The sequence below is a fragment of the Streptomyces sp. NRRL F-6676 genome (assembly GCF_000725625.1).
Classification (GTDB): Bacteria; Actinomycetota; Actinomycetes; order Streptomycetales; family Streptomycetaceae; genus Streptomyces.
Genome location: NZ_JOHS01000009.1, coordinates 108891 through 134618, shown reverse-complemented (window position 1 = coordinate 134618; position 25728 = coordinate 108891). Strand labels below are relative to the sequence as shown.

Here is a 25728-nt window from a genome sequence, read left to right as displayed (position 1 = left end):
CACCCGCGGAGCACTTACCGCACGGCTCCGCCGCGGCAGGAGGGGCTACGCCTTCCGTACGGCCCCGCCGACGGGGCGCCGCGTCTTCGGGCGCGGCTCCGCCGACGGGGCGCTGCGCCTTCCGGCGCGGCTCCGCCGACGGGGCGCCGCGTCTTCGGCGCGGCTCCGTCGCGGGGGCGCGAGCGACCGCGCCCGTCAGGGGCGCGGGGAACTGCGCGAGCAACCACATCGCTCCCGCACCCACCCCACAACCGCACTCCCCCACCCTCCCGGGGTCGAAGGGGCGGAGCCCCTGGGGGACGGGAAGGGTAGGGGCGGCGGGGGCGAAAAACCCAGCCCCGCCACCCGATCCGAGGCCGTACCCGGCCGCCGGCCCGGCGGGGGCCGGCCTCGCGGTTCCCCGCGCCCCTTACGGGGCTGGCCGGGGTGCAGGGGCCAGCCCCCACGCGCACGCCAAGGCCCCCCGGGCGAACCCGGGGCGCACGCCAAGACCCTCCGGGCGAACCCGGGGGGCCTTGGGAGGCGGAGCTTGGGGAAGGTCAGACGGCCTCTGCAACCGTCGGCCGCTCCCCGGCGGCGTCCCCAGCCGCATCCTCCGCCGTCTTCGGCCCCCCGGCCCCCCGCAACGGCACCTCCTTGACGAACACCGCCGCCACCAGCGCCACCACAGCCACCACCGCACCCAGCACGAACGCCGAATGCGTCCCCGCGGACACCGCGAACTGGTACGCCTCCCGCGCCTGCGCCGGCAGCTTCGCCAGGCTCGCCGCGTCCAACTGCGCCGACTGCTCGGTCATCTTGCCCCCGAGCGCCCCCGCCCGCTGCACCATCTCGTCCTGCACCCGGTTGTTGAACAGCGCACCCATGATGGCGACACCGAACGAGGACCCGAGCGTCCGGAACAGCGTGGTGGAGGACGAGGCGACGCCCATGTCCTTCATCTCGACGCTGTTCTGCGCCACCAGCATGGTGATCTGCATCAGGCAGCCCATGCCCGCGCCGAGGACCGCCATGTAGATCCCGGAGGTCAGCCGGGTGGTCTCCGTGTCCATCTGCGACAGCAGGAACAGTCCGACGATCATCAGCACGCTGCCGACGACCGGGAACACCTTGTAGCGGCCGCTGTTGGTGGTGACCCGCCCGGCCACCATCGACACGGCGAGCATCGCGCCGAGCATCGGCAGCAGCAGCAGTCCGGAGTTGGTGGCGGACGCCCCCTGCACCGCCTGCTGGTACAGCGGCAGGAAGAGCACGGCGCCGAACATCACGAACCCGGTGATGAAGCCGATGATCGACATCAGCGAGAAGTTGGGGTTGCGGAAGATGTGCAGCGGCATGATCGGCGCGGCGGCCCTGGTCTGCCAGAACAGGAACCCGACGAGTGCGGCGACACCGATGCCGATCAGCTCCATGATGCGCGCCGAGCCCCAGGCGTACTCCGTGCCGCCCCACGTGGTGACCAGCACGATGGAGGTGATGCCCAGCGTCAGCAGCCCGGCGCCGAGGTAGTCGATACGAGTTTCCGCGCGCTTCTTCGGCAGGTGCAGCACGACGCTGATGGCGGCGAGCGCGACCGCGCCGAGCGGCAGGTTGATGTAGAAGGACCAGCGCCAGCCGAGATGGTCGGTGATGGTGCCGCCGACCAGCGGGCCCGCGATCATCGCGAGCGCCATCACGCCGGCCATCATGCCCTGGTACTTGCCCCGCTCACGCGGCGGGATCAGGTCGCCGATGATCGCCATGACGCCGACCATCAGACCGCCGGCCCCGAGGCCCTGCACGGCCCGGAAGCCGATGAGCTGCCCCATGTCCTGCGCCATGCCGCTGAGCGCCGACCCGATCAGGAAGATCACGATCGAGGTCATGAAGACGCCCTTGCGCCCGTACATGTCGCCGAGCTTGCCCCACAGGGGCGTCGCGGCGGCCGTGGCGAGCGTGTACGCGGTGACCACCCACGACAGGTGTTCGAGCCCGCCGAGCTCACCGACGATCGTCGGCATCGCCGTGCCGACGATCATGTTGTCGAGCATCGCGAGCAGCATCGCGATCATCAGGGCGAGCAGGACGACGCGTACGCTGCGCGGCTGCTTGCCGCCGTCCTCGACCCCGGGTTTCTCCGCCTGCGCGGGCCCCTTGCCCGCTATGTCCGCCGTCTCCGCCATCGTCCCCACATCCCCTGCTTGCCACTGATGCCCCCGCGCGCCGCCGCGTGCGGGGTGGTCTCACCGATTCCGGTCACTTACTTGCCGCCCGGCTAGTTCTTTACACTGCGAGAAGGTAGCCTGGTAACTAGCCGGGCGTCAAGTAAGTTATTCCCGGACCGCCGGACAACCGGACGGCGGGCAGGTCCGAGGGAGTGCGAGGAGAGACGGAATGGGCAGCACCATGGACGACAGCAAGCGCCGGCGGCGGGGCGACACCCGCCAGCGCATCCAGGACGTTGCCCTCGACCTCTTCTCCGACCAGGGGTACGAGAAGACCTCGCTGCGGGAGATCGCCGAGCGGCTGGACGTCACCAAGGCGGCGCTCTACTACCACTTCAAGACCAAGGAAGACATCCTCATCAGCCTCTTCGGGGACCTGACCCGGCCGATCGACGAGCTCATCGGCTGGGGCCGGGAACAGCCGCACACCCTGGCGACCAAGCAGGAGGTCGTGCGCCGCTACAGCCAGGCCCTCGCCGACGCCGGGCCCCTCTTCCGCTTCATGCAGGAGAACCAGGCGACCATGCGCGAACTGCGCATCGGTGAGATGTTCAAGGGCCGGATGCTGGAGCTGAGCGGCATCATCCGGGACGAGGACGCCCCGCTGTCCGACCAGGTCCGCTGCATCACGGCGCTGTTCACGCTGCACGCGGGGATGTTCGCGCTGCGGGATCTGGAGGGCGATCCGGAGGACAAGCGCAAGGCGGTCCTGGAGGTCGCGCTGGAACTGGTGACGAAGGCGCACTACGGCGACTGACGCCGGGCGCCGGGCGGTCGCGTCGCTCCCTGGGGCCTCGCTCCGCCGTGCGCCCCGGCGTGCGAACGGCGCGTGGCGGAGCACAGGGCTCCGCCACGCGCCGTTTCCCGTGGGGGGACTCGGGGGGTGGGGCTGGATCAGACGTGCGTGCCGTGCGAGCGCAGGAACGCCACCGGGTTGACCGCCGAGCCGTAGTTCGGGGTCTTGCGGATCTCGAAGTGCAGGTGGGGACCGGTCGAGTTGCCGGTGTTGCCGCTGCGGGCGATGTGCTGCCCGGTGGCGACGACCTGGCCGACCTTGACGTCGATCCGGGACAGGTGCGCGTACTGCGAGTACGTGCCGTTCGCGTGCCTGACGACGATGGCGTTGCCGTACGCCGGGCCGTCGCCGGCGCCATTGCCGCCGGCCTTGACGACGGTGCCGCCGTGTGCGGCGACGACGTCCGTGCCGATCGGCACGGCGAAGTCCTGCCCGCTGTGCTTGTGCGCCCAGTGGCTGCCGTCCTGGTTGTAGCCGGCGCTCAGCTCGTACTTCTTCACCGGGTCGACCCAGGAGGCGGCCTTCTTGGCCGCGGCGGCCCTGGCCTCCGCCTTGGCGGCCTTCGCCTTGGCCTTCGCGGCCGCGGCGGCCTGCTCCGCGTGGGTCGCGGCCTCGGCCTGCGCGTCGGCCTGCGCACGGACGGCGGTGGCGAGGCTGCTGGACATCGCGCTGGTGGGGGTGGCGGCGACGGTGTCGGCGGCTACCGCGGCTCCGGCACCCAGGACGACCGAGGCGCCCAGGCCGATGCCGAGGACGGCGGCGCGGGTGCGGAGGGGGGACGTGCGGGGGTGGCGACGGGGCGTGGAGCGGAAGGACATCGAAACCTCAGGGGATGGGGGACAGGGCCGTGAACAACCACCCGGGGCGGGACGCGGTGGGCGTCGTCCGGGTGGCTCGTCCTTGGTAACCCCGAGGCGAGCGAATGCCCAAAATCGTGATCTCTTGGGGTGGGATAGTACGGAGGGTCGACTTCCTTCCGTGTTGCCCGTTTCGACAGGGCGCCCGGGCCACTAAGGCCCCTAGTAATCCCCAACCCCCTGTGCGAGACGTCACCGCTCCGGGACCCCTCCGCCCCCGGAAATGTGACCCCGGCTACGCGCCTTTTCCTCGCCCCCGCCGCCCCTACCCGTCCCATCCCTCAGGGGCTCCGCCCCTTCAACCCCGGTAGAGCTCGGGTGAATGAGGCGCATCGGGGAGCGCGGGTGAGTGGGCACTTCTCGCGCAGTTCCCCGCGCCCCTGACGGGGCCCGGCCCCCGCCTTCCAGGGGCGCGGGGAACTGCGCGAGACGGTACGACGGCCCGCAGCCGCCCACGCGCCCCAGCCGGCCGAGCTTTCAGGCGGCCCCGGCGGCCCCCGCCCCGGCGCGCATGCGAAAGGGGCTGCCCCCGGGGACCGAAGTCCCGGGGGCAGCCCCTGGTGCCGTTCAGGTGGGCCGGAGCCCGGAGGGCTACGCCTCCTTGCTCAGGTTGGGGCCCGCGCCGCCCGCCGCCTGCTCGATCGGCGGAGCGTCCGGCAGCGCCGCCTTCTCCTCGCCGCGGAAGGTGAACGTCGCCGTCTCGCCCTCCCCCTCCGTGTCCACGACCACGATGTGCCCGGGCCGCAGCTCGCCGAAGAGGATCTTCTCGGACAGCGTGTCCTCGACCTCCCGCTGGATCGTCCGGCGCAGCGGCCGGGCACCCAGCACGGGGTCGTAGCCCTTCTTGGACAGCAGCTCCTTCGCGGACTGGGAGAGCTCGAGGCCCATGTCCCGGTCCTTCAGGCGCTCGTCCACCTTGCCGATCATCAGGTCGACGATGGCGAGGATGTCCTCCTGCGTGAGCTGCGGGAAGACGACCACGTCGTCCACGCGGTTGAGGAACTCGGGGCGGAAGTGCTGCTTGAGCTCGTCCGAGACCTTGTTCTTCATGCGCTCGTAGTTGGACTTGGTGTCGCCCTGGGCCGCGAAGCCCAGGTTGAAGCCCTTGGAGATGTCCCGCGTGCCGAGGTTGGTCGTCATGATGATGACCGTGTTCTTGAAGTCCACGACCCGGCCCTGGGAGTCGGTCAGACGACCGTCCTCCAGGATCTGGAGCAGCGAGTTGAAGATGTCCGGGTGGGCCTTCTCGACCTCGTCGAAGAGGACGACCGAGAACGGCTTGCGGCGCACCTTCTCCGTCAGCTGGCCGCCCTCCTCGTAGCCCACGTAGCCGGGGGGCGAACCGAAGAGGCGCGAGACCGTGTGCTTCTCGCTGAACTCCGACATGTCGAGGGAGATCAGCGCGTCCTCGTCCCCGAAGAGGAACTCGGCGAGCGCCTTGGACAGCTCCGTCTTACCGACACCGGACGGGCCGGCGAAGATGAACGAGCCACCGGGACGCTTCGGGTCCTTCAGACCGGCACGGGTACGGCGGATCGCCTTGGAGAGCGCCTTGACGGCGTCCTTCTGGCCGATGACCCGCTTGTGGAGCTCGTCCTCCATGCGCAGCAGACGCGAGGACTCCTCCTCCGTGAGCTTGAAGACCGGGATGCCCGTCGCCGTGGCGAGGACCTCGGCGATCAGGTCGCCGTCGACCTCGGCGACGACGTCCATGTCGCCGGCCTTCCACTCCTTCTCGCGCTTGGCCTTGGCGGCCAGGAGCTGCTTCTCCTTGTCGCGCAGGGAGGCGGCCTTCTCGAAGTCCTGCGAGTCGATCGCGGACTCCTTGTCGCGGCGGACGCCGGCGATCTTCTCGTCGAACTCGCGGAGGTCCGGCGGCGCGGTCATCCGGCGGATGCGCATCCGGGAGCCCGCCTCGTCGATCAGGTCGATCGCCTTGTCGGGGAGGAAGCGGTCCGAGATGTAGCGGTCGGCCAGGGTGGCGGCCTGGACCAGGGCCTCGTCCGTGATGGAGACGCGGTGGTGCGCCTCGTAGCGGTCGCGCAGGCCCTTGAGGATCTCGATCGTGTGCGGCAGGGACGGCTCGGCGACCTGGATGGGCTGGAAGCGGCGCTCGAGGGCCGCGTCCTTCTCCAGGTGCTTGCGGTACTCGTCCAGCGTCGTCGCACCGATGGTCTGGAGCTCACCACGGGCCAGCATCGGCTTGAGGATGCTCGCGGCGTCGATGGCGCCCTCGGCGGCACCCGCACCGACCAGCGTGTGCAGCTCGTCGATGAACAGGATGATGTCGCCGCGGGTGCGGATCTCCTTGAGGACCTTCTTCAGGCGCTCCTCGAAGTCACCGCGGTAGCGGGAGCCGGCGACCAGGGCGCCGAGGTCCAGGGTGTAGAGGTGCTTGTCCTTGAGGGTCTCGGGCACCTCGCCCTTGACGATGGCCTGCGCGAGGCCCTCGACGACGGCGGTCTTGCCGACGCCGGGCTCACCGATGAGCACCGGGTTGTTCTTGGTGCGGCGGGACAGCACCTGCATGACCCGCTCGATCTCCTTCTCGCGCCCGATGACCGGGTCGAGCTTGGACTCGCGGGCGGCCTGGGTGAGGTTCCGGCCGAACTGGTCGAGGACCAGGGACGTCGAGGGCGTGCCCTCGGCAGGGCCGCCGGCGGTGGCGGTCTCCTTGCCCTGGTAGCCCGACAGCAGCTGGATGACCTGCTGGCGGACACGGTTGAGGTCTGCGCCCAGCTTGACCAGGACCTGGGCGGCGACGCCCTCGCCCTCGCGGATCAGGCCGAGCAGGATGTGCTCCGTGCCGATGTAGTTGTGGCCCAGCTGAAGGGCCTCGCGGAGCGACAGCTCCAGGACCTTCTTGGCACGGGGGGTGAAGGGGATGTGGCCGGACGGGGCCTGCTGGCCCTGGCCGATGATCTCCTCCACCTGCTGGCGGACCGCCTCGAGCGAAATCCCGAGGCTCTCCAGGGCCTTAGCGGCGACACCCTCACCCTCGTGGATCAGGCCCAGGAGGATGTGCTCGGTGCCGATGTAGTTGTGGTTGAGCATCCGGGCTTCTTCCTGAGCCAGGACGACAACCCGCCGCGCGCGGTCGGTGAACCTCTCGAACATCGTTAATCGCTCCTCAGAGCGGTCAGGCAGTAAGGGGGCTGTCCCCTCCCTGTCCTTCCGCAGCTTAGTCCCGCAAGCGGGGACCGCTCATTCCAACTGCCGACACCGTCGATGGCCTCCTGACCCCGAACGCCGACATCTGCCACAACCCGATGGTGCGAGACGATGTTCCCGCAGGCCAGGCACTTACCCCAGTCGCCAGTACGCCGATGGCGAACGTGAGCCGGCCCGTTCCGCGCGTCGCCCCCTCCCACTAGGCATGTCTTACCCGCACGCACTGACACTCCATGCCGCGCGCACCGGTTCCCTCCGCTACGGGCGAACAACCTTGCGCCGCCCCACACCCCGGGACACCGTCGGAACCGGCACGGACGGTGCGCGGCACGACACCGAGCGTAACTCGCGGCGCGCGTCGGCTGTTGCTCCGGACATGGCCCCCAACGCCGTCCCGGCTCCGCTGCCGCTCCCGCTCCCCCGCCGGCCGCTCGCCGTCGAGGGCACCACCGCGGGCGCCGAGGGCGCCGGGGCAAGCGCGGACGACGCGGTGCGCCGCTGGTACGGAGAGGGGCTGGGCTGGGCCACGGTGCCGGGAACGCCGGTGCGGCTCATCACGGGGCTGCGGTTCGACGTCCTGGACGTCCCGCGTGGGGCGGGCGCGGCCGGCCTGCGGCATCTGCGCCCCGGGGCCCCGGTGGCGCTGCACGGGGACCGCATGCGGCTGCTGGTGGCCGCGGGCAGCGCGGAGGAGCTGCCCGGGCTGCTGGAGTGGCTGGAGTGGGGCTCACTGCCTCTGGACCTGCGGGCGCTGGGCGCGGGCGACGGCATCACGGCGCCGGCACCTGCTTCCGCCCCGGCTTGCGCCCGGGCCGCCGCTCCGGCCGTCGCCGGTTCGCAGGGGGCCGCCGTCTGGCTGCGGCCCCCCGTGCCGGGACGCGAGGTGGAGTCGTCGCTGCCGGCGCTCTCGGCGCTGGGCGGCGGTGGGGGCGCCCCCGACCTCGTACGACTGGTGGAGACGGTGGCCACGGAGTGCCACCGCATCCGGCTGCGGCGCGTGGCCGCTCAGCCGTTGGCCTTCTCGTAGGCCTCGCGGATCGTCGCCGGGACCCGGCCGCGGTCGTTGACCTCGTAGCCGTTCTCCTTGGCCCAGGCGCGGATCTGCGCGGTGTCCTGGCTGCCGCCGGACGCCGCGGTGCGCGCCTTTCCGCGACCGCCGGAGGCACGGCCTCCGGTACGGCGGCCGCCCTTGACGTAGGCGTCGAGAAGGCTGCGGAGCTTGTCCGCATTGGCGGTCGTGAGGTCGATCTCGTACGTCTTGCCGTCCAGCGCGAACGTCACGGTCTCGTCCGCCTCGCCGCCGTCGAGGTCATCGACAAGAAGGACCTGAACCTTCTGTGCCACTGGATTTCCTTTCATCGAAAACTACGGGGGTCGGGGGTCCGCAGCGCCGACCGCTGTTTCGCGCCCCTGTTATATGCAGTACTGCACTACGTCGGAAAGCAAACCGCTTTTGAAGGAAAAACACAAACCCTTGGCAGGAACCGGTGCGGAACCGGCGCGGGCCAAGGGAACACCTACGCTCCCGGGCGGCACCGAAAACGTGCGCTTTTCGGACATAGGGCGCCCGGATCGCCCGGAAGGCGTGCGGGTGCGGAAGCGAGTGACCGGAAGAACCCGGAGAGCGATCACAGATGCAGAAGCATCCGGCTGTTGCCCAAGGTGTTCGGTTTCACTCGTTCGAGACCGAGGAACTCCGCGACGCCCTCGTCATAGGAACGCGACAGCTCCGCGTAGACATCGGAGTCGACGGGTGTCTCGCCGATCTCGACGAAGCCGTGCCTGCCGAAGAACTCGACCTCGAAGGTCAGACAGAAAACACGGCGCACACCGAGCCAGCGGGCGGTCTGAAGCAACTTCTCCAGGAGTTGATGGCCGACGCCGAGGCCGCGGGCCTGCGGGCCGACCGCGAGCGTACGGACTTCCGCGAGGTCTTCCCACATCACGTGCAGTGCGCCGCAGCCGACGACCTCGGCGTTGTCGTCGCGTTCCGCGACCCAGAACTCCTGGATGTCCTCGTAAAGCGTCACGGTCGCTTTGTCGAGCAGGATGCCGCGCCGCACGTAGGAGTCGAGGAGTCGGCGCACCGCCGGGACATCACTGGTCCTCGCCCTGCGGACGGTGACGGCTTTATGCGCGCCTTCGGGGGTTCCTGCTGGGCTCTTCGCTGGCATGAACGGACGTTATCGCCCGCCGGCCCGACGCTCCGCGCCGGGGCTCTCGTCCCGGCTCTCATCGGGTTCCGCCGCGGGCCTCTCCGCGGGCCTCTCCGCGCGTCTCTCATCCGCCGGTGGTGAATCCGCCGTTTCCGAAGGCGGCGGCGATTCGGATTCCCGGGTCCGCGGCCCCTGGACGATGCGGACGGCGTCCTGGAGCGCGAGCCGCTGTTCCTCGCTCATCATCCCGAAGAACGCGACCAGGGCGGCCGCCGGGTTGTCGCTCTGCGACCACGCGTCGTTCATCAGCGCGGCGGCGTAGGCGGCGCGGGTGGAGACCGCCTCATATCGATAGGCCCGGCCTTCCGCCTCGCGGCGCACCCAGCCCTTCTGATGGAGATTGTCCAAAACGGTCATCACCGTGGTGTAGGCGATGGTCCGTTCCTGCTGGAGATCTTCCAGAACTTCCCGGACGGTCACCGGGCGGTTCCACTTCCACACCCGTGTCATGACGGCGTCTTCGAGTTCTCCCAAGGGACGAGGCACACGCCGCACCCTAGTAGGACTTTCCGGAATCCGCGTGACAAAAAGGGCACACGACTCGAAAGGATGAGATTCGAGTCGTGCGCCCAGGGGTGCGGGGCCCTGTTCGGGTGGTGCGGCGCGGTGCGTCAGGCGCCGTCGGTGTTCTTCGCGGACGGGGCGTTCTCCGCGCGCGCGAGCGCGGCGTCGACGGCCGCGTCCTCCTTGTACTTGTTGGCGCCGCCCTGGCTCTTGACGATCGTGACGATCACACCGATGAAGAAGACCGCCATCACGATGGGGGGCACGAGCGCGGAGAGGTAGTCCATGGATCCAGGGTAGCCCCGGGGGCGGCGCGGATCCGGGCGGGTGCGGTCAGCCCGCGGCGACGAGCGCGGGTGCGAGCCGGCCCGAGGGGGGCGGGGCCGGTCTGCGCTTCGGCGGGAAGACCTCGCTGGGGGTGGGGACGGGGCGCTGCGGACGGGGCGCCCCGCCAGGGCCCGGAGGCGCGGGCGCGGGCTTCTTGACCGGGCCGGGCTTGTCGGGGCCGGGCTTGTCGGGGGCGGGCTCGCCGGGGGCCGGCTCGTGGGGGGCCGGGCGCTCCTCGGGGGCGGGGTCCTCGGGCGCGGAGTCCTCGGGGGTGCGGGCGGCGGGGAACCGGCAGCGGGCCAGGAGGGCGGCGGCGGTGGGGTTGCCGCGGAGGGCGCCGAGTGCGGCGAGGTCGTCGCGGCAGGGGCGGTGGCCGGTGCGCAGGGCGTCCCGGAGGAGGTCCAGATAGGCGGTGGCCGTGGCGGGGAGGGCGGCGCGGTGGCGGGCGAGGTCGGCGAGGAGGAAGGCGTGCTGCCGGGCGGCCTCGCGGGTCGCCTCGTCGAGGGACGCGGCGAGGTGGCGGCAGTCGTGTGCGTCCTTCGGGGGGACGGTGGGGTGATGGGGGTGGAGGGCGAGGGCCAGGGCGCGGCGGAGAACGCGCAGCTCCTCCGCGCCGAACGCCATGCCGCGGTGACCGTGTGGCGTGGGCATGAGGTGACGGTACGCGCTAATCAGACAAAACCGACAGAAGGGGATACCGGCGTGCCGCCACGTCCCCGCCGAAGGCGCACCGGCCCGCCTCCCCCACGCGTGGCGGCGGGGCAGGCATGGCGGTGGGGGCTATACGCGCGGCGTGTTGCGGGCGTGGACCAGGCGCAGCCCTATCAGGGTCAGCCAGGGCTCGTGCGCGTCGATCTCCGTGGCCTCGCCGAGGACCATCGGAGCGAGGCCGCCCGTGGCGATGACCGTGACGTCGTCGGGGTCGTCGGCCAGCTCGCGGGCCATGCGGCCCACGACCCCGTCGACCTGCCCCGCGAAGCCGAAGACGATGCCCGCCTGCATCGCCTCCACCGTGTTCTTGCCGATCACCGCCCGCGGCCGCGCCAGCTCGATCTTGCGCAGCTGGGCCCCCCGCACGCCCAGCGCCTCCACCGAGATCTCGATGCCCGGGGCGATCACGCCCCCCACGTACTCCCCGCGTGCGGACACCGCGTCGAACGTCGTCGCCGTCCCGAAGTCGACGACGATCGCCGGTCCCCCGTACAGCTCGACCGCCGCGACCGCGTTGACGATGCGGTCCGCGCCGACCTCCTTGGGGTTGTCCATGAGGATCGGCACGCCCGTCTTGACGCCCGGTTCGACGAGGACGGCGGGGACGTCGCCGTAGTAGCGGCGGGTCACCTCGCGCAGCTCGTGCAGGACGGACGGCACGGTGGCGCAGATGGCGATGCCGTCGATGCCGTCGCCCAGTTCGTCGCCGAGCAGCGGGTGCATGCCCATCAGGCCCTGGAGGAGGACGGCGAGTTCGTCGGCGGTCCGGCGCGCGTCCGTGGAGATGCGCCAGTGTTCGACGATCTCGTCGCCGTCGAACAGTCCGAGCACGGTGTGCGTGTTGCCCACGTCGATGGTCAGCAGCATGGCGTCGAAAACCTGTTTCCCTAGTCTTCTCGCTCCCCGGTCTCTCCGGGTTCCCTACTCCGCCGCGCGCAGGTCGAGGCCGATGTCGAGGATCGGCGAGGAGTGCGTCAGCGCGCCCACCGCCAGAAAGTCCACGCCGGTCTCCGCGTACGCCTTGGCGTTGCCCAGGGTGAGCCGGCCGGACGCCTCCAGGAGGGCGCGCCCCCGCACGATACCGACCGCCTCGGCGCACTCCTCGGGGGTGAAGTTGTCCAGCAGGATGAGGTCGGCGCCCGCGTCCACCACCTCGCGCAGCTGGTGCAGGGTGTCGACCTCGACCTCGATCGGCACCTCGGGGAACGTCTCGCGCACCGCCCGGAACGCCTGGGCGACGCCGCCCGCGGCGACCACGTGGTTGTCCTTCACCAGGGCCGCGTCGGAGAGGGACATCCGGTGGTTGACGCCGCCGCCGCAGCGTACGGCGAACTTCTCCAGGGACCGCAGCCCCGGCGTGGTCTTGCGGGTGTCGCGCACGCGGGTCTTCGTACCCTCCAGCGCGTCCGCCCACGCGCGCGTGGCGCTCGCGATGCCCGACAGCCGGCAGAGCAGGTTGAGCGCGCTGCGCTCGGCGGTGAGCAGGTCCCGGGTGCGGGTGGTGACGGTGAGCAGCTTCTGCCCGGCCGTCACGCGGTCGCCGTCCTCGACGTGCCGTTCGACCTCGAACTCGTCGGTGCAGACGACGGACAGGACGGCCTCGGCGACGCGCAGCCCGGCCACGACGCCGTCCTCGCGCGCGGTGAAGTCGCCGGTGGCCCGGTCGTCCTCGGGGATGGTCGCCACCGTGGTGACGTCGACGCCGCCGTCGAGGTCCTCCATGAGGGCGACGCCCGCCAGGTCCTCGACCTCGACGGGGTCGAGCCCGGCGTCGGTCAGGAGCTGGGCGAGGGCGGGGTCGAGCCCGCACTCGGCGTACTCGTGCTCGTCGGGGTCGCCGTGTCCGCCGTCGGCGCCGCACGCGCAGCCGGCGCCGCAGCCGCCGCCGCCGGCGAGGGGAAGCTCGGAGATGTCGGGGGTCTCGCTCACGTCGGTCACTGCTCCTGGGGCTCGGGGGTCACGGGGCTCCCGGCGGCCCGGGCGGGGCCCAGGGTCGGCGGGAAGTCCGCGGTGTCGGTGGTGCGGACGGCGAGGGTACGGCCGGGGGCCAGGGTGACGACGACATGGCGCCGCCAGGCGGTGTCGTCGCGCTCGGCGTGGTCCTCGCGCCAGTGGCAGCCGCGGGTCTCCTCACGCAGCAGCGCGGCGGCGACCAGGGCGCGGGCCACGCACAGCAGGTTGGTGGCCTCCCAGCTGTCGACGCCGGGCTCGGCCGTCTTGCCGTGTTCGTCGCGCGCGGCCAGGGCGTCGGCGTGCAGCTGTTCGAGGCGGTCGGCGGCCGTGCGCAGGGAGACGGCGGAGCGGAGCACGCCGGCGCCCTCGCTCATGATCCGCTGGATGGCGGGACGCGCCTCGGGCGCGAGCAGCGGGTGACCGGGCTGCTCGGCCGCCCCGGGCCGCTCCGGCGGCGGTACGGCGACGGGCACGCGCGCGTGGTGGCCGTCGGCGCCGTCGCCGTCCCGGAGGACCGCGATGTCGGCCGCGATCCGCTCGGCGTAGACGAGGCCCTCCAGGAGCGAGTTCGAGGCGAGCCGGTTGGCGCCGTGCACGCCGGTGCACGCGACCTCCCCGCACGCGTACAGGCCGGGCACGGTCGTCCGGCCGTGACGGTCGGTGCGGACGCCGCCGGAGGCGTAGTGGGCGGCCGGGGAGACCGGGATCGGCTCGGTGACCGGGTCGATGCCGTGGGCGCGGCAGGCGGCGAGGATGGTGGGGAAGCGGCGTTCCCACATGTCCGCGCCGAAGTGCCGGGCGTCCAGGAACATGTGTGCGGCGCCCTGCTCCTGCATCCGCCGCGTGATCCCCTTGGCGACGATGTCCCGGGGCGCGAGCTCCGCCAGCTCGTGCTGCCCCACCATGAAGCGCGTGCCGTCGGCGTCCACCAGGTGGGCGCCCTCGCCGCGCACCGCCTCGGAGACCAGCGGCTGCTGGCCCTCCGCGCCGGCCCCCAGGAAGAGCACGGTCGGGTGGAACTGGACGAACTCGAGGTCGGAGACCTCGGCTCCCGCGCGGAGCGCGAGGGCGACGCCGTCGCCCGTCGAGACGGACGGGTTGGTGGTGGCCGAGAAGACCTGCCCCATGCCGCCAGTGGCGAGGACCACGGCGGGCGCGTGGACGGCGCCGACGCCGTCGTGCTGGCCCTCCCCCATCACGTGCAGGGTGACACCGGCCGTGCGGCCCTCGGCGTCGGTCAGCAGGTCCAGGACGAGCGCGTTCTCGACCGTACGGAGCCCGCGCGCGCGTACCGCCTCGACGAGCGCCCGGGAGATCTCGGCGCCGGTCGCGTCGCCGCCCGCGTGCGCGATGCGGCGCCGGTGGTGGCCGCCCTCGCGGGTCAGCGCCAGGCCGCCGCGCTCGGACTCGTCGAAGTGCGCCCCGGTCCCGATCAGCCGCCGTACGGCGTCCGGTCCCTCGGTGACGAGGATCCGCACCGCCTCCTCGTCGCACAGCCCGGCGCCGGCGACCAGGGTGTCGTCCAGGTGCTGCTCGGGGGTGTCGCCCTCGCCGAGGGCCGCGGCGATGCCGCCCTGCGCCCAGCGGGTGGAGCCGTCGTCGAGCCGTGCCTTGGTGACGACGACCGTGTCCAGGCCGGCGGCCTCGCAGCGCAGCGCGGCGGTCAGCCCGGCCACACCGGAGCCGACGACCACCACGTCCGCGGTGAGGGACCAGCCCGGGGCGGGCGCGTGCAGTCGTATGCCTGTGCTGGTCACGAGACGGCTCCGGGAGTTTCGGTGGGCAGGGCTTCGAAGGTGAGCGGAAGGTTGTCGATCAGCCGGGTGGCGCCGACCCGGGCGGCGACGGCGAGGACGGCCTCGCCGGTGAAGTCGTCCGGCACCTCGGAGAAGTCGGACGGGTCGACCAGGGCCAGGTAGTCCAGGGCGAGCGGCGGGTCCAGACGGGCCGCGTCGTCCAGGACGGCGCGGGCGGCGGCGCGGACGGCGGCCGGGCCACAGGGGGTCGCGCGGGCGACGGCGTGCGCGTCGGCGGCGGCCCGGGACTCGCCCAGCGCGTCGAGCGCCTGCGCGCGCGCCGGCGTGGCGGGGACCTCGCGCGCCCGCGCGCGCAGCGCCTCCTGCGCCGCGTGCCGGTCGCGGCCCGCGAACAGGGCGCGCGACAGGGCGAGCGCCGTGCGCCGCTCGGTGGCGGACAGGTAGCGGTTGCGGCTGGACAGCGCCAGGCCGTCCTCCTCGCGCACGGTGGGCACGCCGACGATCTCCACGCCGAAGTTCAGGTCGCGCACCATGCGGCGGATCAGGGCGAGCTGCTGGGCGTCCTTCTGCCCGTAGAAGGCCACGTCGGGACGGGTGAGGTGGAGCAGCTTGGCGACGACGGTGAGCATGCCGTCGAAGTGCCCGGGGCGGACGGCGCCCTCCAACCGCTCGCCCATGGGGCCGGCGCTCAGCCGCACCTGGGGCTCGCCGCCGGGGTAGACCTCGTCGGCGGAAGGCGCGAACACGAGGTCCGCGCCGGCCGCCTCGGCGACCTCCAGGTCGGCGTCCAGGGTGCGCGGGTAGCGGTCGAGGTCCTCGCCCGCGCCGAATTGCAGCGGGTTGACGAAGACGGTGACGACGACGAGGCCCGCCGCGCCGACGTGCGCGCGGGCGGCCCTGATGAGGGTGGCGTGGCCCTCATGGAGGGCGCCCATCGTCATGACGACGCCGGTGGTGCCGCTCCCCGCGTGCTGGGCGCGCAGCTGTTCGAGGTCGCGGAGGGTGGGGGCGAGGGCGAAGCCGTGGCGGGAGCTCATCGGGTGTGCCCACTTCCGGGGTTCTCGGGGTTCTCGGGATTCTCGGGGTCGTCGGGGTCGTCGTGGGGGCCTGTGCCGGGGTTTCCGAGCGGCCCGGGGGACCCGGGGGTTCCGGGGCTGCCGGGAGGCCCGGGGAGGTCCGCCGCGCCCGCGAGCACCCCGAGCAGGTCCTCGGCCGGCTCCGGCCTGAGCAGTCCGTGGGCGAGCGCCCGGTCGGCGGTGGCGCGGGCCATCGCGAGGTAGCCCGGGACGACCGCCGGGGCGTGCCGGCGCAACTCGGCGACGTGCGCGGCGACCGTGCCCGCGTCCCCGCGCGCGACGGGGCCGGTCAGGGCCGCGTCGCCGGAGCGCAGGGCGTTGTCGAGAGCGGCGCCGAGGAGCGGGCCGAGCATCCGGTCGGGCGCCCCGACGCCGGCCGTGCGCAGCAGTTCCATCGACTGGGCGACGAGGGTGACCAGGTGGTTGGCGCCGAGCGCGAGGGCCGCGTGGTAGAGCGGCCGGCTCTTCTCGGCGATCCACTCGGGCTCGCCGCCCATCTCGATCACCAGGGCCTCGGCGGCCAGCCGCAGCTCCTCGGGGGCGGTGACGCCGAAGGAGCAGCCGGCCAGCCGCTGGACGTCCACGGGGGTGCCCGTGAACGTCATCGCCGGGTGCAGGGCGAGGGGGAGCGCGCCGGCGCGGCGGGCGGGGTCGAGCACCTTGGTGCCGTAGCGGCCGGAGGTGTGCACGAGGAGCTGGCCCGGACGCACGGCGCCGGTCTCGGCGAGGCCGGCCACCAGCGGGGGGAGGGCGTCGTCGGGGACCGTGAGCAGGACGAGTTCGGCGCGCCGCAGGACCTCCTCGGGGGCGACGAGGGGGACGCCGGGCAGGAGCGCCTCGGCCCGGCGCCGGGAGGCGTCGGAGACGCCGGACGCGGCCACCGGGCGGTGCCCTGCGAGCTCCAGGGAGGCGGCGAGGGGCGGGCCGACGCGGCCGGTGCCGATGACGCCGACGGTGAGTCGGGCGGGGCGGTCCCGGGGGTCTGGCTGCTGGACTGTACTCACGCGAGGTGGCCTTCCCGTTCCAGTCCGCGAGGGGTACCGGACGATTTCTCGTCATGCTAACGCGATCCCCGGGCCGGGGCTCCGCTCCCCCGTCGTTGCCCGAAGGGCGGTCCCCCGGGGCCCCTCCCGGGCAGTCTCCCCGGCCACTCGGGGCACTGCGGCATCCACCTTGGGGAGTACGCGCCGGGTTCCCGGATCGACCCTCCGGTTGACTCCTGCATACCGCACGGTTCTTTACGCTGGGTTACGTGCAGCGCCTCTACGACTTCCTCCGCCGGCACCCGACCTGGGTCGACAGCTTCTGGGCCGTCGTTCTCCTCGGCCTGGCCGGTGTGAGCGTGGAGAGCACCGACGGGGTCCGGGGGCACCACGGCGGTTACGCCGAGTCCCTGGTCCTGTCCGCCGTCCTGTGCCTCGTCGTGGCCCTGCGCCGCCGGGTGCCGGAGCGGATGCTCCTGCTGGCCACCGCCGTCGGGCTGGCCCAGCTCGTGCTCGACGTGGAGCCGACGGCCGCCGACTTCGCCATGCTGGTGATCGTCTACACGGTCGCCGCCAACGGCGCCCGCTGGGCCTCACGGTTCGCCCTGGCCGTCGGCCTGTGCGCGGCGGCCGTCGGCGAGATCCGCTGGCCCGAGCCGGACACGAGGGCGCTGACGCACGTCGCCCTCGTCGTCTTCATGACCGTGCCCTTCGCCCTCGCCTGGGTGCTCGGCGACTCCCTGCGCACCCGCCGCGCGTACTTCGCGCAGCTGGAGGAGCGCGCCGCCCGCCTGGAGAAGGAGCGCGAGGCGCAGGCCAAGGTCGCGGTCGCCGCCGAACGCGCCCGCATCGCCCGCGAGCTGCACGATGTCGTCGCGCACAACGTCTCCGTGATGGTCGTCCAGGCCGACGGCGCCGCCTACGTCCTGGACGCCGCCCCCGACCAGGCGAAGAACGCGCTGGAGACGATCTCCTCCACCGGCCGCCAGGCCCTCGCCGAGATGCGCCGCCTGCTGGGCGTGCTGCGCACCGGCGAGCACATGGAGGGCGGCGAGTACGTGCCGCAGCCGGACGTCGAACAGATAGACGAGCTGATAGAGCAGTGCCGCGCCTCCGGACTGCCCGTCGACTTCAAGGTCGAGGGCACCCCGCGCCCGCTGCCCAGCGGCGTGGAGCTGACGGCGTACCGGATCGTGCAGGAGGCGCTCACCAACACGCGCAAGCACGGCGGCCCCAACACGGGCGCCAGCGTGCGCCTGGTGTACTTCGACGACGGCCTCGGGCTGCTCATCGAGGACGACGGCAAGGGCGCCCCCCACGAGCTGTACGAGGAGGGCGGCTTCGACGGACATGGGCACGGGCTGATCGGCATGCGCGAGCGGGTCGGTATGGTCGGCGGGACGCTCGACGCGGGCCCGCGCCCGGGCGGCGGGTTCCGCATCAGCGCGCTGCTGCCGCTCAAGCCGGTCCACTGACACGTGCACGTTTCGGCCAACCGCACCTGTGAAAACCCGCCAGACGATGTGAGGACACCGCCATGTCGATCCGCGTGATGCTCGTCGACGACCAGGAGCTGCTGCGCACCGGCTTCCGCATGGTGCTCGCCGCCCAGCCGGACATGGAGGTCGTCGCGGAGGCGGGCGACGGTGTCGCGGCGCTTGCGGCGCTGCGCGCGACCGCGGTCGACGTCGTCCTGATGGACGTCCGCATGCCGAAGCTGGACGGCGTGGAGACCACCCGCCGGATCTGCGCCCAGCCCGATCCGCCCAAGGTGCTGATCCTGACCACGTTCGACCTCGACGAGTACGCGTTCTCCGGGCTCAAGGCGGGGGCCTCCGGCTTCATGCTCAAGGACGTGCCGCCCGGCGAGCTCCTCGCCGCGATCCGCTCCGTGCACAGCGGGGACGCGGTGGTCGCCCCGTCGACCACGCGCCGGCTGCTCGACCGCTTCGCGCCGATGCTGCCGGAGACGACGGCACGGCCCCGCCACGAGGGTCTGGAGCGGCTCACCGAACGCGAGCGCGAGGTGATGGTGCTGGTCGCGCAGGGCCTGTCGAACGGCGAGATCGCGGCCCGGCTGGTGCTCTCCGAGGCCACGGTGAAGACCCATGTGGGCCGCATACTCACCAAGCTGGGGCTGCGCGACCGGGTGCAGGTGGTGGTCCTGGCGTACGAGACGGGCCTGGTCCGCGCGGGCGGCAACGGCTGACCGAAGCGACCGCTACGGCGGATCGGCCGGACGTGGCCGTCCGCCCGGCGCCGTACCACTAGGGTCTGCGCATGCTCCTGTGGATCAACGGGCCCTTCGGGGGCGGCAAGACGCAAACCGCGTACGAGATACGGCGGCGGCTGCCCGGCAGCGTCGTCTGCGACCCCGAGCACGCCGGTTTCGGGCTGCGCCGGATGCTGCCGCCCGAGCTGCGGGGCGACTTCCAGGACCTCGTCTCCTGGCGGCAGGGCGTGGTGGAGGTCCTCGACCTCGCCCTGGGAAAGCACGACGGCGTGGTGATCGTCCCGATGACGGTCACCGACCCCGGGTACTTCGCCGACACCGTCGGCAGGCTGCGCGAACTCGGCCACGACGTACGGCACTTCTCGCTGCTCGCGGAGCGCGAGACCGTCCTGCGGCGGCTGCGCGAGCGCGGCCCCGGCGAACTGGTCGGGCGCGCCGTCTCCCGGCGCACCGGGCCGCGCCGGGAGAGCTGGGCGGTCCAGCGGCTCGACCACTGCCTCGAACGGCTGCGCGAGCCGGAGTTCGCCGAGCACCTGTGGACGGACCACTCGACCGTGCCGAAGACCGCCGACCGCATCGCCGTCCTGGCCGGCCTGACGCTCCGCCCGAACCACGAGGGCCGGCTGCGCACCCGGGCGCGCCAGGTACGGGTCGGGCTCCGGCACATCCGCTTCGACTGACCGGCCCCGGCCGCGCACGCGGAGGCACATAGCCTGTGCGGGTGAGCGAGGAAGCGGCGGACGAGGGACCCGGGCCCGAGTGGCAGGGGTGGCGGGAAGCCGCCCAGGAGGCCCTGTACGGGCCGGAGGGCTTCTACCGGCGCCAGGGGCCCGAGGGGCCCGCCGGACACTTCCGTACGTCCGTACACGCCTCGCCGCTCTACGCGGCCGCCGTGGCCCGGCTGCTCGCCCGGGTCGACACGGCGCTGGGCCGCCCCGCCGAACTGGCCTTCGTCGACATGGCGGCCGGCCGCGGGGAACTGGCCGCCGGTGTCCTCGCCGCGCTCCCCGGGGAGCTCGCGACCCGCACGCGCGTGTACGCCGTCGAGATCGCCGGCCGTCCCGGGGGGCTCGACCCCCGCGTCACATGGCTGACCGCGCCCCCCGAGGGCGTCACCGGGCTGCTGTTCGCCAACGAGTGGCTCGACAACGTGCCCGTGGACGTGGCGGAGACGGACGCGGCGGGGGTACGGCGCCGGGTCCTCGTACGGCGGGACGGCACCGAACGGCTCGGGGAACCCGTCACCGGCCCGGAGGCGGAGTGGCTGGAGCGGTGGTGGCCGCTGCCGGCGGGCGAGGGCCCACGCGCGCGTGGAGGGCTGCCCGCCGAGGCGGACGCGCTCGACGAGGCGGGGCCACGCGTGGAGGCGGGTCTGCGTGCCGAGATCGGGCTGCCCCGGGACGCCGCCTGGGCCTCGGCCGTCGCCTCGCTCGGCCGGGGGCTGGCCGTCGCCGTCGACTACGCGCACACCAGGGACGCCCGTCCGCCCTTCGGGACCCTCACCGGGTTCCGGGCGGGCCGCGAGACGCGCCCCGTGCCCGACGGCGGCCACGACCTCACCGCGCACGTCGCCCTGGACGCCTGCGCGGGCCCCGGCGCCCGGCTGCTGCCCCAGCGGGAGGCACTGCGCGCCCTGGGCGTCACCGGCGCCCGTCCCCCGCTCGCCCTGGCCACCACCGACCCGGCGGCGTACGTACGCGCCCTGGCGTCGGCCGGCGAGGCCGCCGAGCTGACGGCCCCGGGCGGTCTCGGCGACTTCGGGTGGCTGCTCCAGCCGGCCGGAATCGCGGACGTGCCCCTTTAAGGAGCACGGTTTCCGCGTACCGCCCTACTTGTCGATGTCGCCGACCACGAAGAACATCGACCCCAGGATGGCCACCATGTCCGCGACCAGCGTCCCCGGGAGCAGTTCGGTGAGCGCCTGGATGTTGTTGTACGAGGCCGAGCGCAGCTTGAGCCGGTACGGCGTCTTGTCGCCCTTGCTGACCAGGTAGTAGCCGTTGATCCCGAGCGGGTTCTCGGTCCAGGCGTAGGTGTGGCCCTCGGGGGCCTTGAGCACCTTGGGCAGGCGCTGGTTGACCGGGCCGGGCGGCAGCTCGGCGAGCCGGTCCAGGCAGGCGTCGGCGAGGCCGAGGGCGTTGTGGGTCTGCTCCAGCAGGCACTCGAAGCGGGCCAGGCAGTCGCCCTCGTCCCGGGTGACGACCTTCAGGACGTCCTGGAGCTCCCCGTACGCCAGGTAGGGCTCGTCCCGCCGCAGGTCGAAGTCGACCCCGGACGCGCGCGCGATGGGGCCGCTCACCCCGTAGGCGTGCACGGCCTCGGGCGCCAGGACGCCGACCCCGCGCGTACGGCCGCGGAAGATCTCGTTGCCGAGGACCAGGTCGTCGTAGACGTCCATGCGGGAGCGGACGGCGGCGACGGCGGCACGCGCGCGCGTGGTCCATCCGGCGGGCAGGTCCTCCTTGAGGCCGCCGACCCGGTTGAACATGTAGTGCAGCCGGCCGCCGGAGACCTCCTCCATGACGTGCTGGATCTCCTCGCGCTCCCGGAACGCGTAGAACATCGGCGTGATGCCGCCGAGCTCCAGCGGGTAGGAACCGAGGAACATCAGGTGGTTGAGCACCCGGTTCAGCTCCGCGAGCAGCGTGCGGATCCAGACCGCGCGGCCGGGGACCTCCATGCCGAGCATCCGTTCGACGGCGAGGACGACGCCCAGTTCGTTGGCGAAGGCCGACAGCCAGTCGTGGCGGTTGGCGAGCACGATGATCTGGCGGTAGTCGCGCGCCTCGAACAGCTTCTCGGCGCCCCGGTGCATATAGCCGATCACCGGCTCGGCGCTCAGGATCCGCTCGCCGTCCAGTACGAGGCGCAGCCGCAGCACGCCGTGCGTGGAGGGGTGCTGGGGGCCGATGTTGAGCACCATGTCGGTGCTCTCCGCGGCGCCGCCGACACCGACCGTGGTCTCCGTCGTGGGAGTCATGGCACCAGTCTCTCGTACGTACGCTTGCGGCATGGAGCAGGGGAGCACCGCGGCCGGTACCGCGGCGGACGGCGGGGACGGGGGCGCGGCCGACGGCGGTGACGCCGGCGGCGAGCCCGTGTGGCGGGGGCTGCCGCCCGGGCTGCTGCGGATGCGGCGGCTGCTGCTGGTGCTGTGGCTCGTGCCCGCGGCCCTCGCCGCCGGGCTGCTGCCGGGGCTGCTGGCCGGGCCCGGCTGGGCGCTGTGCGCGCTGCTGCCGCTCGTCGCCCTTGCCTGGGGCTGGGTGCTGCTCGGCCGCAACTGGCGCTCCTGGCGGTACGCCGAGCGCGCGGACGAGCTGCTGATCAGCCGGGGCGTGCTGTGGCGCGAGGAGACCGTGGTGCCCTACGGCAGGATGCAGCTGGTGGAGGTCTCCTCCGGCCCCGTCGAACGGCGGTTCGGGCTGGCGACCGTGCAGCTGCACACGGCGGCCGCGGCGACGGACGCCACGATCCCGGGCCTCGCCCCCGCCGAGGCCGAACGCCTGCGCGACCACCTCACCCGGCTCGGCGAGGCCCGATCGGCCGGGCTGTGACGGGCGAGGAGGCGCACACCGGCGCGGGAACCCGGCCCGGTGAGCGGCGGCTGCACCCCGTCACGCCGTTCCGGCGCGCCTGGGCGCCGGTCGCCGTCGTCTTCGGCTGGGCCGTGCACGACCCCGACCAGACCCAGCGCCAGCTGGACCGGCTGACCACCACCACCCTGCTGGTCGCCCTCGCCGTCCTCGTCCCGGCCGCCGCCCTGTACGGCTTCCTGAGCTGGTGGTTCACCCACTTCTCGGTCACCGACAGCGAGCTGCGCATCCGCACCGGACTGCTGTTCCGCCGCACCGCGCACATCCGGCTCGAACGGCTCCAGGCGGTCGACGTCACCCAGCCGCTGCTCGCCCGGGTCGCGGGCGTGGCCAAGCTGCGGCTGGACGTCATAGGCGTCGACAAGAAGGACGAACTGGCCTATCTGGGCCAGTCCGAGGCCCGCTCCCTGCGCGCCGAACTCCTCGCCCGCGCGGCCGGGTTCGCGCCCGAGACCGCGCACCAAGTGGGCGAGGCACCGGCCCGCCGACTGCTGCGCGTGCCGCCCGGCAGGCTCGCCGTCTCGCTGCTCCTGACCGTCACCAACTGGGCCGCGCCGGCCGGCGCGCTCGTCGTCCCGGCGCTGCTGTGGCTCGCCACCCACAACCTGTGGACAGTGCTGGCGACCGCGCTGCCGCTGCTCGGCGCGGCCGGCGCGGGCAGCGTGGGCCGGTTCGCCACCGAGTACGACTGGACGGTGGGCGAGTCGCCCGACGGGCTGCGCATCGACCGCGGACTGCTCGACCGCGCGCACGAGACCGTGCCGCCGGGACGGGTGCAGACCGTGCGGATCGTGCAGCCGGTGCTGTGGCGGCGGCGCGACTGGGTGCGGGTGGAGCTGGACGTCGCCGGGTCGTCCAACTCGCTGCTCGTGCCGGTCGCCCCGCGCGAGGTCGCCGAGGCGGTCGTGGCGCGGATACTGCCCGGCGTCACCGTGCCGGCGGGTCTGTCCCGTCCGCCGCGCCGGGCGGGCCGCTGTCTGCCGCTGTGGTGGCGCGGCCACGGGCTCGCGGTGACGGACACGGTGTTCGCCGCCGGGCACGGACTGCTGCGCCGCCGGCTCGCCCTGGTCCCGCACGCGAAGGTGCAGAGCGTACGGCTGACGCAGGGGCCGTGGGCGCGGCTGCACGGGCTGGCCTCGGTGCATGTGGACAACGGCGCGGGCGGCACGGTCACGGCCCGGCTGCGGGACGCGGGCGAGGCGGCGGCCCTCCTCCGCGCCCAGGCGGACCGCTCCCGCACGGGACGCCGGGCGGCGAGGCCGGACCGCTGGATGGCGTGAGCGACCCTTGAGCGCGTGAGCGGCCCTTGGGAGCGCGCTGTCGGCCGCCGACACCGGCGGGGGCCGACCGCGCCACCGCGCCGGAGGCGCGCGGAGATGCCCGAAGCGCTGCGGAAACCCGGAGGCGCGTTGTCGGGTGACGGCCGGTGGGGGCTGGTCGCGCCACCGCGCCGGAGGCGCGCGGTGCCCGGAGCGCCGGGAACCCGGAGGCGCGTTGTCGGCCCGTCGGCCGACGGGAGCCGACCGCGCCACCGCGCCGGAGGCACGCGAAGGTGCCCGAAGCGCTGCGGGAACCCGGAGGCCCGTTGTCGGCCGACGGCCGACGGGAGCCGACCGCGCCACCGCGCCGGAGGCGCGCGAAGGTGCCCAAAGCGCCGGGAACCCGGAGGCCCGTTGTCGGCTGACGGCCGGTGGGGCTGGTCGCGCCCACGCGGCGGAGCCGCGGATCGGATACGGCCCCGCGCCCCTCGCGCGGCGCGGTGCGTGCTCGCCTTCCCCGCTGCGGAGCCGCGCGAGAGCGGGCCCGGGCCGCCGGGGAACCGACGCGGCCGGGAGCCGGGGGCACCCCGGTCGGCCGCGCGTGGTTACGACGCCGCCGTGCGGAGGCCCTCGATGTCGATCTGTTCGGTCTCGTCGTGCTCGGTCAGGTCGATGACCTGTCCGGCCCGCACCTCGGGGCCGGCCGGCTTGAAGCCGGACTCGGCCTCCGCCTTGTGCAGCGCGAGCGCCTCCTGGCCGACGACGTCCGCGAGGTCCTCGTTGTGCACGGAGTCCGCCGTGCGCTCGGGAGCCGTCTTCTGGGTGCCGAAGAAGTCGAAACCGCCCTGGACGAAGGGGCGCCGGGGGGCCTCGGCCGGTACGACGGCGACCGCCGTCGGCACGGTGAAGTGCCCGGGTCCGGCCGGCCGGCCCGGGGAGGCGGGTGCGGCGTGCTCGGGGGCGGGGGCCGCCGCCGAGTCCGTCGGCCCATGGGCGGTGGTGTCCTGCGCCGGGGCGTCGGCCGCGGCGGCCGCGTCCTCGGCGGAGCGCTGCCGGGGAGCGCGGGTCGGCGGGTCGTCCTGCGGGCCCCGGTCGTCGGGCGAGCCGCCCTCGCCGTCCTGCTTCGGCTCGGGCTCCTGCCCGCGCGGGGCGGCCCCGGCGGCGGCCGGCTCGGGAAGGGCGTCGCCCTCCGCGGCCGCCTCGGGCGCCTCCGCCCCGGTGGCCGACGCGTCCTCGGCGACGGAGACGGGCTCCGCGGCGTCCGTCTCCTCTTCGGCGCGGGCGGCCTTGTCGGCGGCGCCCTCGCGCACCAGGCGCTCCAGCGCGGAGCCGGCCTGCTGGAAGAGCTTCCCGCCGGCCGGGGAGAACGCCCGGGGCACCCCGGAGGCCGCCAGTGCCGACGCGTCGGCGCCGCTCCCGCCCGCCGTGGCCGTACCGGCCTTGGCCGCCGTGGCGGCCGTCGTCGTACCGGCCTTGCCCGCCGTGGCGGCCGTCGTCGCCACGTCCGACGCCGCCGTGTCCTCGGATGCGGACTCCTCCGTCTCCGGTGCCGCCTCTATCTCCAGCAGGCGGCGGCCCTCCAGGGCGCTCGCCCGCTCCGTCTCCGCCGTGGCGTACCGGCGCAGCAGCGCGGCGTGCTCGTTGCGCAGCCGGGCCAGCTCCGTGCGCTTGCCGCGCAGCTTCTGCTCCAGCTTCTGGCGCAGCTCGCGCGACTCCTCGAGGTCGGTCTCGAGTTCCGCGACCCGCTCCTCGTGCCGCCACTCGTCGCTCGCCCGCGCGCGCGTGAGGTCGGCGACGCGCTTGCCCGCCGCGACGTCCCAGCGGCGCATGACGAACGTGCCGACGACAGTTGTCACCGCGGCACCCGCCGCCAGCCCACGGAGCAGCGCGGCTTCCGTGAACAACCAGGGCCCCACGGCGCAGACGACCGAGACGCCTGCGATCACCGAGGGAGGCAACAGCCGGTGCAGGGGCGGGGAATGACGGTGACGTCCACGTGGCATGGCCAGAAACTTACCGCGCGTAGGCGAATGATGGTGCCCCGCCCGGTAAAAACACGGCCACGCCGAAAGCTTCGCCCCGCATCAG

General features: G+C 73.4%; 23 protein-coding genes. 8 read left to right on the top strand and 15 right to left on the bottom strand.

What is annotated here, in order from left to right:
* Nucleotides 1-539 precede the first annotated feature (539 nt).
* Nucleotides 540-2162, bottom strand: coding sequence for an MDR family MFS transporter (locus IO29_RS08890; protein WP_030378575.1), 1623 nt, complete (start codon nucleotides 2160-2162; stop codon nucleotides 540-542).
* Nucleotides 2163-2373: 211 nt separating this feature from the next.
* Between IO29_RS08890 and IO29_RS08885 the strand changes: the two genes are divergently transcribed.
* Nucleotides 2374-2961 (top strand): TetR/AcrR family transcriptional regulator, encoded by a 588-nt coding sequence (locus tag IO29_RS08885; RefSeq protein WP_030378576.1) that lies wholly within the window; start codon nucleotides 2374-2376, stop codon nucleotides 2959-2961.
* A gap of 137 nt (nucleotides 2962-3098) precedes the next feature.
* Here the strand turns inward: IO29_RS08885 and IO29_RS08880 are convergent, their stop codons facing one another.
* Entirely contained in the window at nucleotides 3099-3818 is a 720-nt protein-coding gene (locus IO29_RS08880; RefSeq protein ID WP_030378577.1) for a M23 family metallopeptidase, read from the bottom strand.
* Between the two features lie 630 nt (nucleotides 3819-4448).
* Entirely contained in the window at nucleotides 4449-6974 is a 2526-nt protein-coding gene (locus IO29_RS08875; protein WP_030378578.1) for an ATP-dependent Clp protease ATP-binding subunit, read from the bottom strand.
* Nucleotides 6975-7404: 430 nt separating this feature from the next.
* On the opposite strand from IO29_RS08875, the gene IO29_RS08870 reads away from it, so the two are divergent.
* Nucleotides 7405-8055, top strand: coding sequence for an SCO3374 family protein (locus IO29_RS08870; protein WP_030378579.1), 651 nt, complete (start codon nucleotides 7405-7407; stop codon nucleotides 8053-8055).
* On the opposite strand, the gene IO29_RS08865 is transcribed toward IO29_RS08870, so the two are convergent.
* The 10 genes from IO29_RS08865 to IO29_RS08820 form a co-directional block, all read right to left on the bottom strand.
* Nucleotides 8034-8372, bottom strand: a complete 339-nt coding sequence (locus IO29_RS08865; protein WP_030378580.1) for a histone-like nucleoid-structuring protein Lsr2 — start codon at nucleotides 8370-8372, stop codon at nucleotides 8034-8036. The genes IO29_RS08870 and IO29_RS08865 overlap by 22 nt on opposite strands.
* 284 nt (nucleotides 8373-8656) lie before the next feature.
* Complete coding sequence (locus tag IO29_RS08860) at nucleotides 8657-9202, bottom strand: amino-acid N-acetyltransferase (protein WP_030378581.1); 546 nt, start codon at nucleotides 9200-9202, stop codon at nucleotides 8657-8659.
* Nucleotides 9203-9211: 9 nt separating this feature from the next.
* Nucleotides 9212-9730, bottom strand: a complete 519-nt coding sequence (locus IO29_RS08855; RefSeq protein WP_234307445.1) for a BlaI/MecI/CopY family transcriptional regulator — start codon at nucleotides 9728-9730, stop codon at nucleotides 9212-9214.
* 125 nt (nucleotides 9731-9855) lie between these two features.
* Nucleotides 9856-10035, bottom strand: a complete 180-nt coding sequence (locus tag IO29_RS08850) for a hypothetical protein (protein ID WP_030378583.1) — start codon at nucleotides 10033-10035, stop codon at nucleotides 9856-9858.
* A 46-nt stretch (nucleotides 10036-10081) separates the two neighbouring features.
* Nucleotides 10082-10726 (bottom strand): hypothetical protein, encoded by a 645-nt coding sequence (locus IO29_RS08845; RefSeq protein WP_030378584.1) that lies wholly within the window; start codon nucleotides 10724-10726, stop codon nucleotides 10082-10084.
* Nucleotides 10727-10855: 129 nt separating this feature from the next.
* Nucleotides 10856-11653 carry a type III pantothenate kinase gene (locus IO29_RS08840; RefSeq protein ID WP_030378585.1) on the bottom strand — a complete coding sequence of 266 codons (798 nt, stop codon included), beginning with the start codon at nucleotides 11651-11653 and terminating at the stop codon, nucleotides 10856-10858.
* A 54-nt stretch (nucleotides 11654-11707) separates the two neighbouring features.
* Nucleotides 11708-12724, bottom strand: coding sequence for a carboxylating nicotinate-nucleotide diphosphorylase (gene nadC, locus IO29_RS08835; RefSeq protein WP_030378586.1), 1017 nt, complete (start codon nucleotides 12722-12724; stop codon nucleotides 11708-11710).
* Nucleotides 12721-14496, bottom strand: a complete 1776-nt coding sequence (locus IO29_RS08830; RefSeq protein WP_030378587.1) for an L-aspartate oxidase — start codon at nucleotides 14494-14496, stop codon at nucleotides 12721-12723. Before IO29_RS08830 ends, nadC begins: the two co-directional genes overlap by 4 nt.
* Entirely contained in the window at nucleotides 14493-15533 is a 1041-nt protein-coding gene (gene panC, locus IO29_RS08825; protein ID WP_051707487.1) for a pantoate--beta-alanine ligase, read from the bottom strand. The genes IO29_RS08830 and panC overlap by 4 nt, the downstream gene beginning before the upstream one ends.
* The gene (locus IO29_RS08820; protein ID WP_030378589.1) at nucleotides 15530-16576 is read right to left on the bottom strand and encodes a Rossmann-like and DUF2520 domain-containing protein; all 1047 of its coding nucleotides are present in this window, start codon (nucleotides 16574-16576) and stop codon (nucleotides 15530-15532) included. Before IO29_RS08820 ends, panC begins: the two co-directional genes overlap by 4 nt.
* Nucleotides 16577-16824: 248 nt before the next feature.
* Here IO29_RS08820 and IO29_RS08815 point away from each other — a divergent pair, with 248 nt between their 5' ends.
* From IO29_RS08815 to IO29_RS08800, 4 genes are all read left to right on the top strand, one after another.
* On the top strand, nucleotides 16825-18030 hold the full coding sequence (locus tag IO29_RS08815) for a sensor histidine kinase (protein WP_030378590.1): 1206 nt from the start codon (nucleotides 16825-16827) through the stop codon (nucleotides 18028-18030).
* A 62-nt stretch (nucleotides 18031-18092) separates the two neighbouring features.
* Nucleotides 18093-18764, top strand: a complete 672-nt coding sequence (locus IO29_RS08810; protein ID WP_030378591.1) for a response regulator — start codon at nucleotides 18093-18095, stop codon at nucleotides 18762-18764.
* 71 nt (nucleotides 18765-18835) lie between these two features.
* Nucleotides 18836-19468 (top strand): AAA family ATPase, encoded by a 633-nt coding sequence (locus IO29_RS08805; protein ID WP_030378592.1) that lies wholly within the window; start codon nucleotides 18836-18838, stop codon nucleotides 19466-19468.
* Nucleotides 19469-19509: 41 nt separating this feature from the next.
* Nucleotides 19510-20592: an SAM-dependent methyltransferase gene (locus IO29_RS08800; protein WP_030378593.1), complete on the top strand. Its 1083-nt coding sequence runs from the start codon at nucleotides 19510-19512 to the stop codon at nucleotides 20590-20592.
* Nucleotides 20593-20616: 24 nt separating this feature from the next.
* Here IO29_RS08800 and IO29_RS08795 read toward each other — a convergent pair whose 3' ends face one another.
* Nucleotides 20617-21768 (bottom strand): NADH-quinone oxidoreductase subunit D, encoded by a 1152-nt coding sequence (locus IO29_RS08795; protein ID WP_030378594.1) that lies wholly within the window; start codon nucleotides 21766-21768, stop codon nucleotides 20617-20619.
* 31 nt (nucleotides 21769-21799) lie between these two features.
* Here IO29_RS08795 and IO29_RS08790 point away from each other — a divergent pair, with 31 nt between their 5' ends.
* Both IO29_RS08790 and IO29_RS08785 read left to right on the top strand, forming a co-directional pair.
* Nucleotides 21800-22342 (top strand): PH domain-containing protein, encoded by a 543-nt coding sequence (locus tag IO29_RS08790; protein ID WP_030378595.1) that lies wholly within the window; start codon nucleotides 21800-21802, stop codon nucleotides 22340-22342.
* Complete coding sequence (locus tag IO29_RS08785) at nucleotides 22339-23661, top strand: PH domain-containing protein (protein ID WP_030378596.1); 1323 nt, start codon at nucleotides 22339-22341, stop codon at nucleotides 23659-23661. Before IO29_RS08790 ends, IO29_RS08785 begins: the two co-directional genes overlap by 4 nt.
* Before the next feature lie 584 nt (nucleotides 23662-24245).
* Here IO29_RS08785 and IO29_RS08780 read toward each other — a convergent pair.
* Complete coding sequence (locus IO29_RS08780) at nucleotides 24246-25643, bottom strand: hypothetical protein (RefSeq protein WP_078618146.1); 1398 nt, start codon at nucleotides 25641-25643, stop codon at nucleotides 24246-24248.
* Nucleotides 25644-25728: the final 85 nt, after the last annotated feature.

Bases quoted from the DNA above. Each gene is read 5' to 3' on its own strand.
- IO29_RS08890 (WP_030378575.1), bottom strand. From the start codon at position 2,162: ATGGCGGAGACGGCGGACATAGCGGGCAAGGGGCCCGCGCAGGCGGAG.
- IO29_RS08885 (WP_030378576.1), top strand. From the start codon at position 2,374: ATGGGCAGCACCATGGACGACAGCAAGCGCCGGCGGCGGGGCGACACC.
- IO29_RS08880 (WP_030378577.1), bottom strand. From the start codon at position 3,818: ATGTCCTTCCGCTCCACGCCCCGTCGCCACCCCCGCACGTCCCCCCTC.
- IO29_RS08875 (WP_030378578.1), bottom strand. From the start codon at position 6,974: ATGTTCGAGAGGTTCACCGACCGCGCGCGGCGGGTTGTCGTCCTGGCT.
- IO29_RS08870 (WP_030378579.1), top strand. From the start codon at position 7,405: ATGGCCCCCAACGCCGTCCCGGCTCCGCTGCCGCTCCCGCTCCCCCGC.
- IO29_RS08860 (WP_030378581.1), bottom strand. From the start codon at position 9,202: ATGCCAGCGAAGAGCCCAGCAGGAACCCCCGAAGGCGCGCATAAAGCC.
- IO29_RS08850 (WP_030378583.1), bottom strand. From the start codon at position 10,035: ATGGACTACCTCTCCGCGCTCGTGCCCCCCATCGTGATGGCGGTCTTC.
- IO29_RS08845 (WP_030378584.1), bottom strand. From the start codon at position 10,726: ATGCCCACGCCACACGGTCACCGCGGCATGGCGTTCGGCGCGGAGGAG.
- IO29_RS08840 (WP_030378585.1), bottom strand. From the start codon at position 11,653: ATGCTGCTGACCATCGACGTGGGCAACACGCACACCGTGCTCGGACTG.
- panC (WP_051707487.1), bottom strand. From the start codon at position 15,533: ATGAGCTCCCGCCACGGCTTCGCCCTCGCCCCCACCCTCCGCGACCTC.
- IO29_RS08810 (WP_030378591.1), top strand. From the start codon at position 18,093: ATGTCGATCCGCGTGATGCTCGTCGACGACCAGGAGCTGCTGCGCACC.
- IO29_RS08805 (WP_030378592.1), top strand. From the start codon at position 18,836: ATGCTCCTGTGGATCAACGGGCCCTTCGGGGGCGGCAAGACGCAAACC.
- IO29_RS08795 (WP_030378594.1), bottom strand. From the start codon at position 21,768: ATGACTCCCACGACGGAGACCACGGTCGGTGTCGGCGGCGCCGCGGAG.
- IO29_RS08790 (WP_030378595.1), top strand. From the start codon at position 21,800: ATGGAGCAGGGGAGCACCGCGGCCGGTACCGCGGCGGACGGCGGGGAC.
- IO29_RS08780 (WP_078618146.1), bottom strand. From the start codon at position 25,643: ATGCCACGTGGACGTCACCGTCATTCCCCGCCCCTGCACCGGCTGTTG.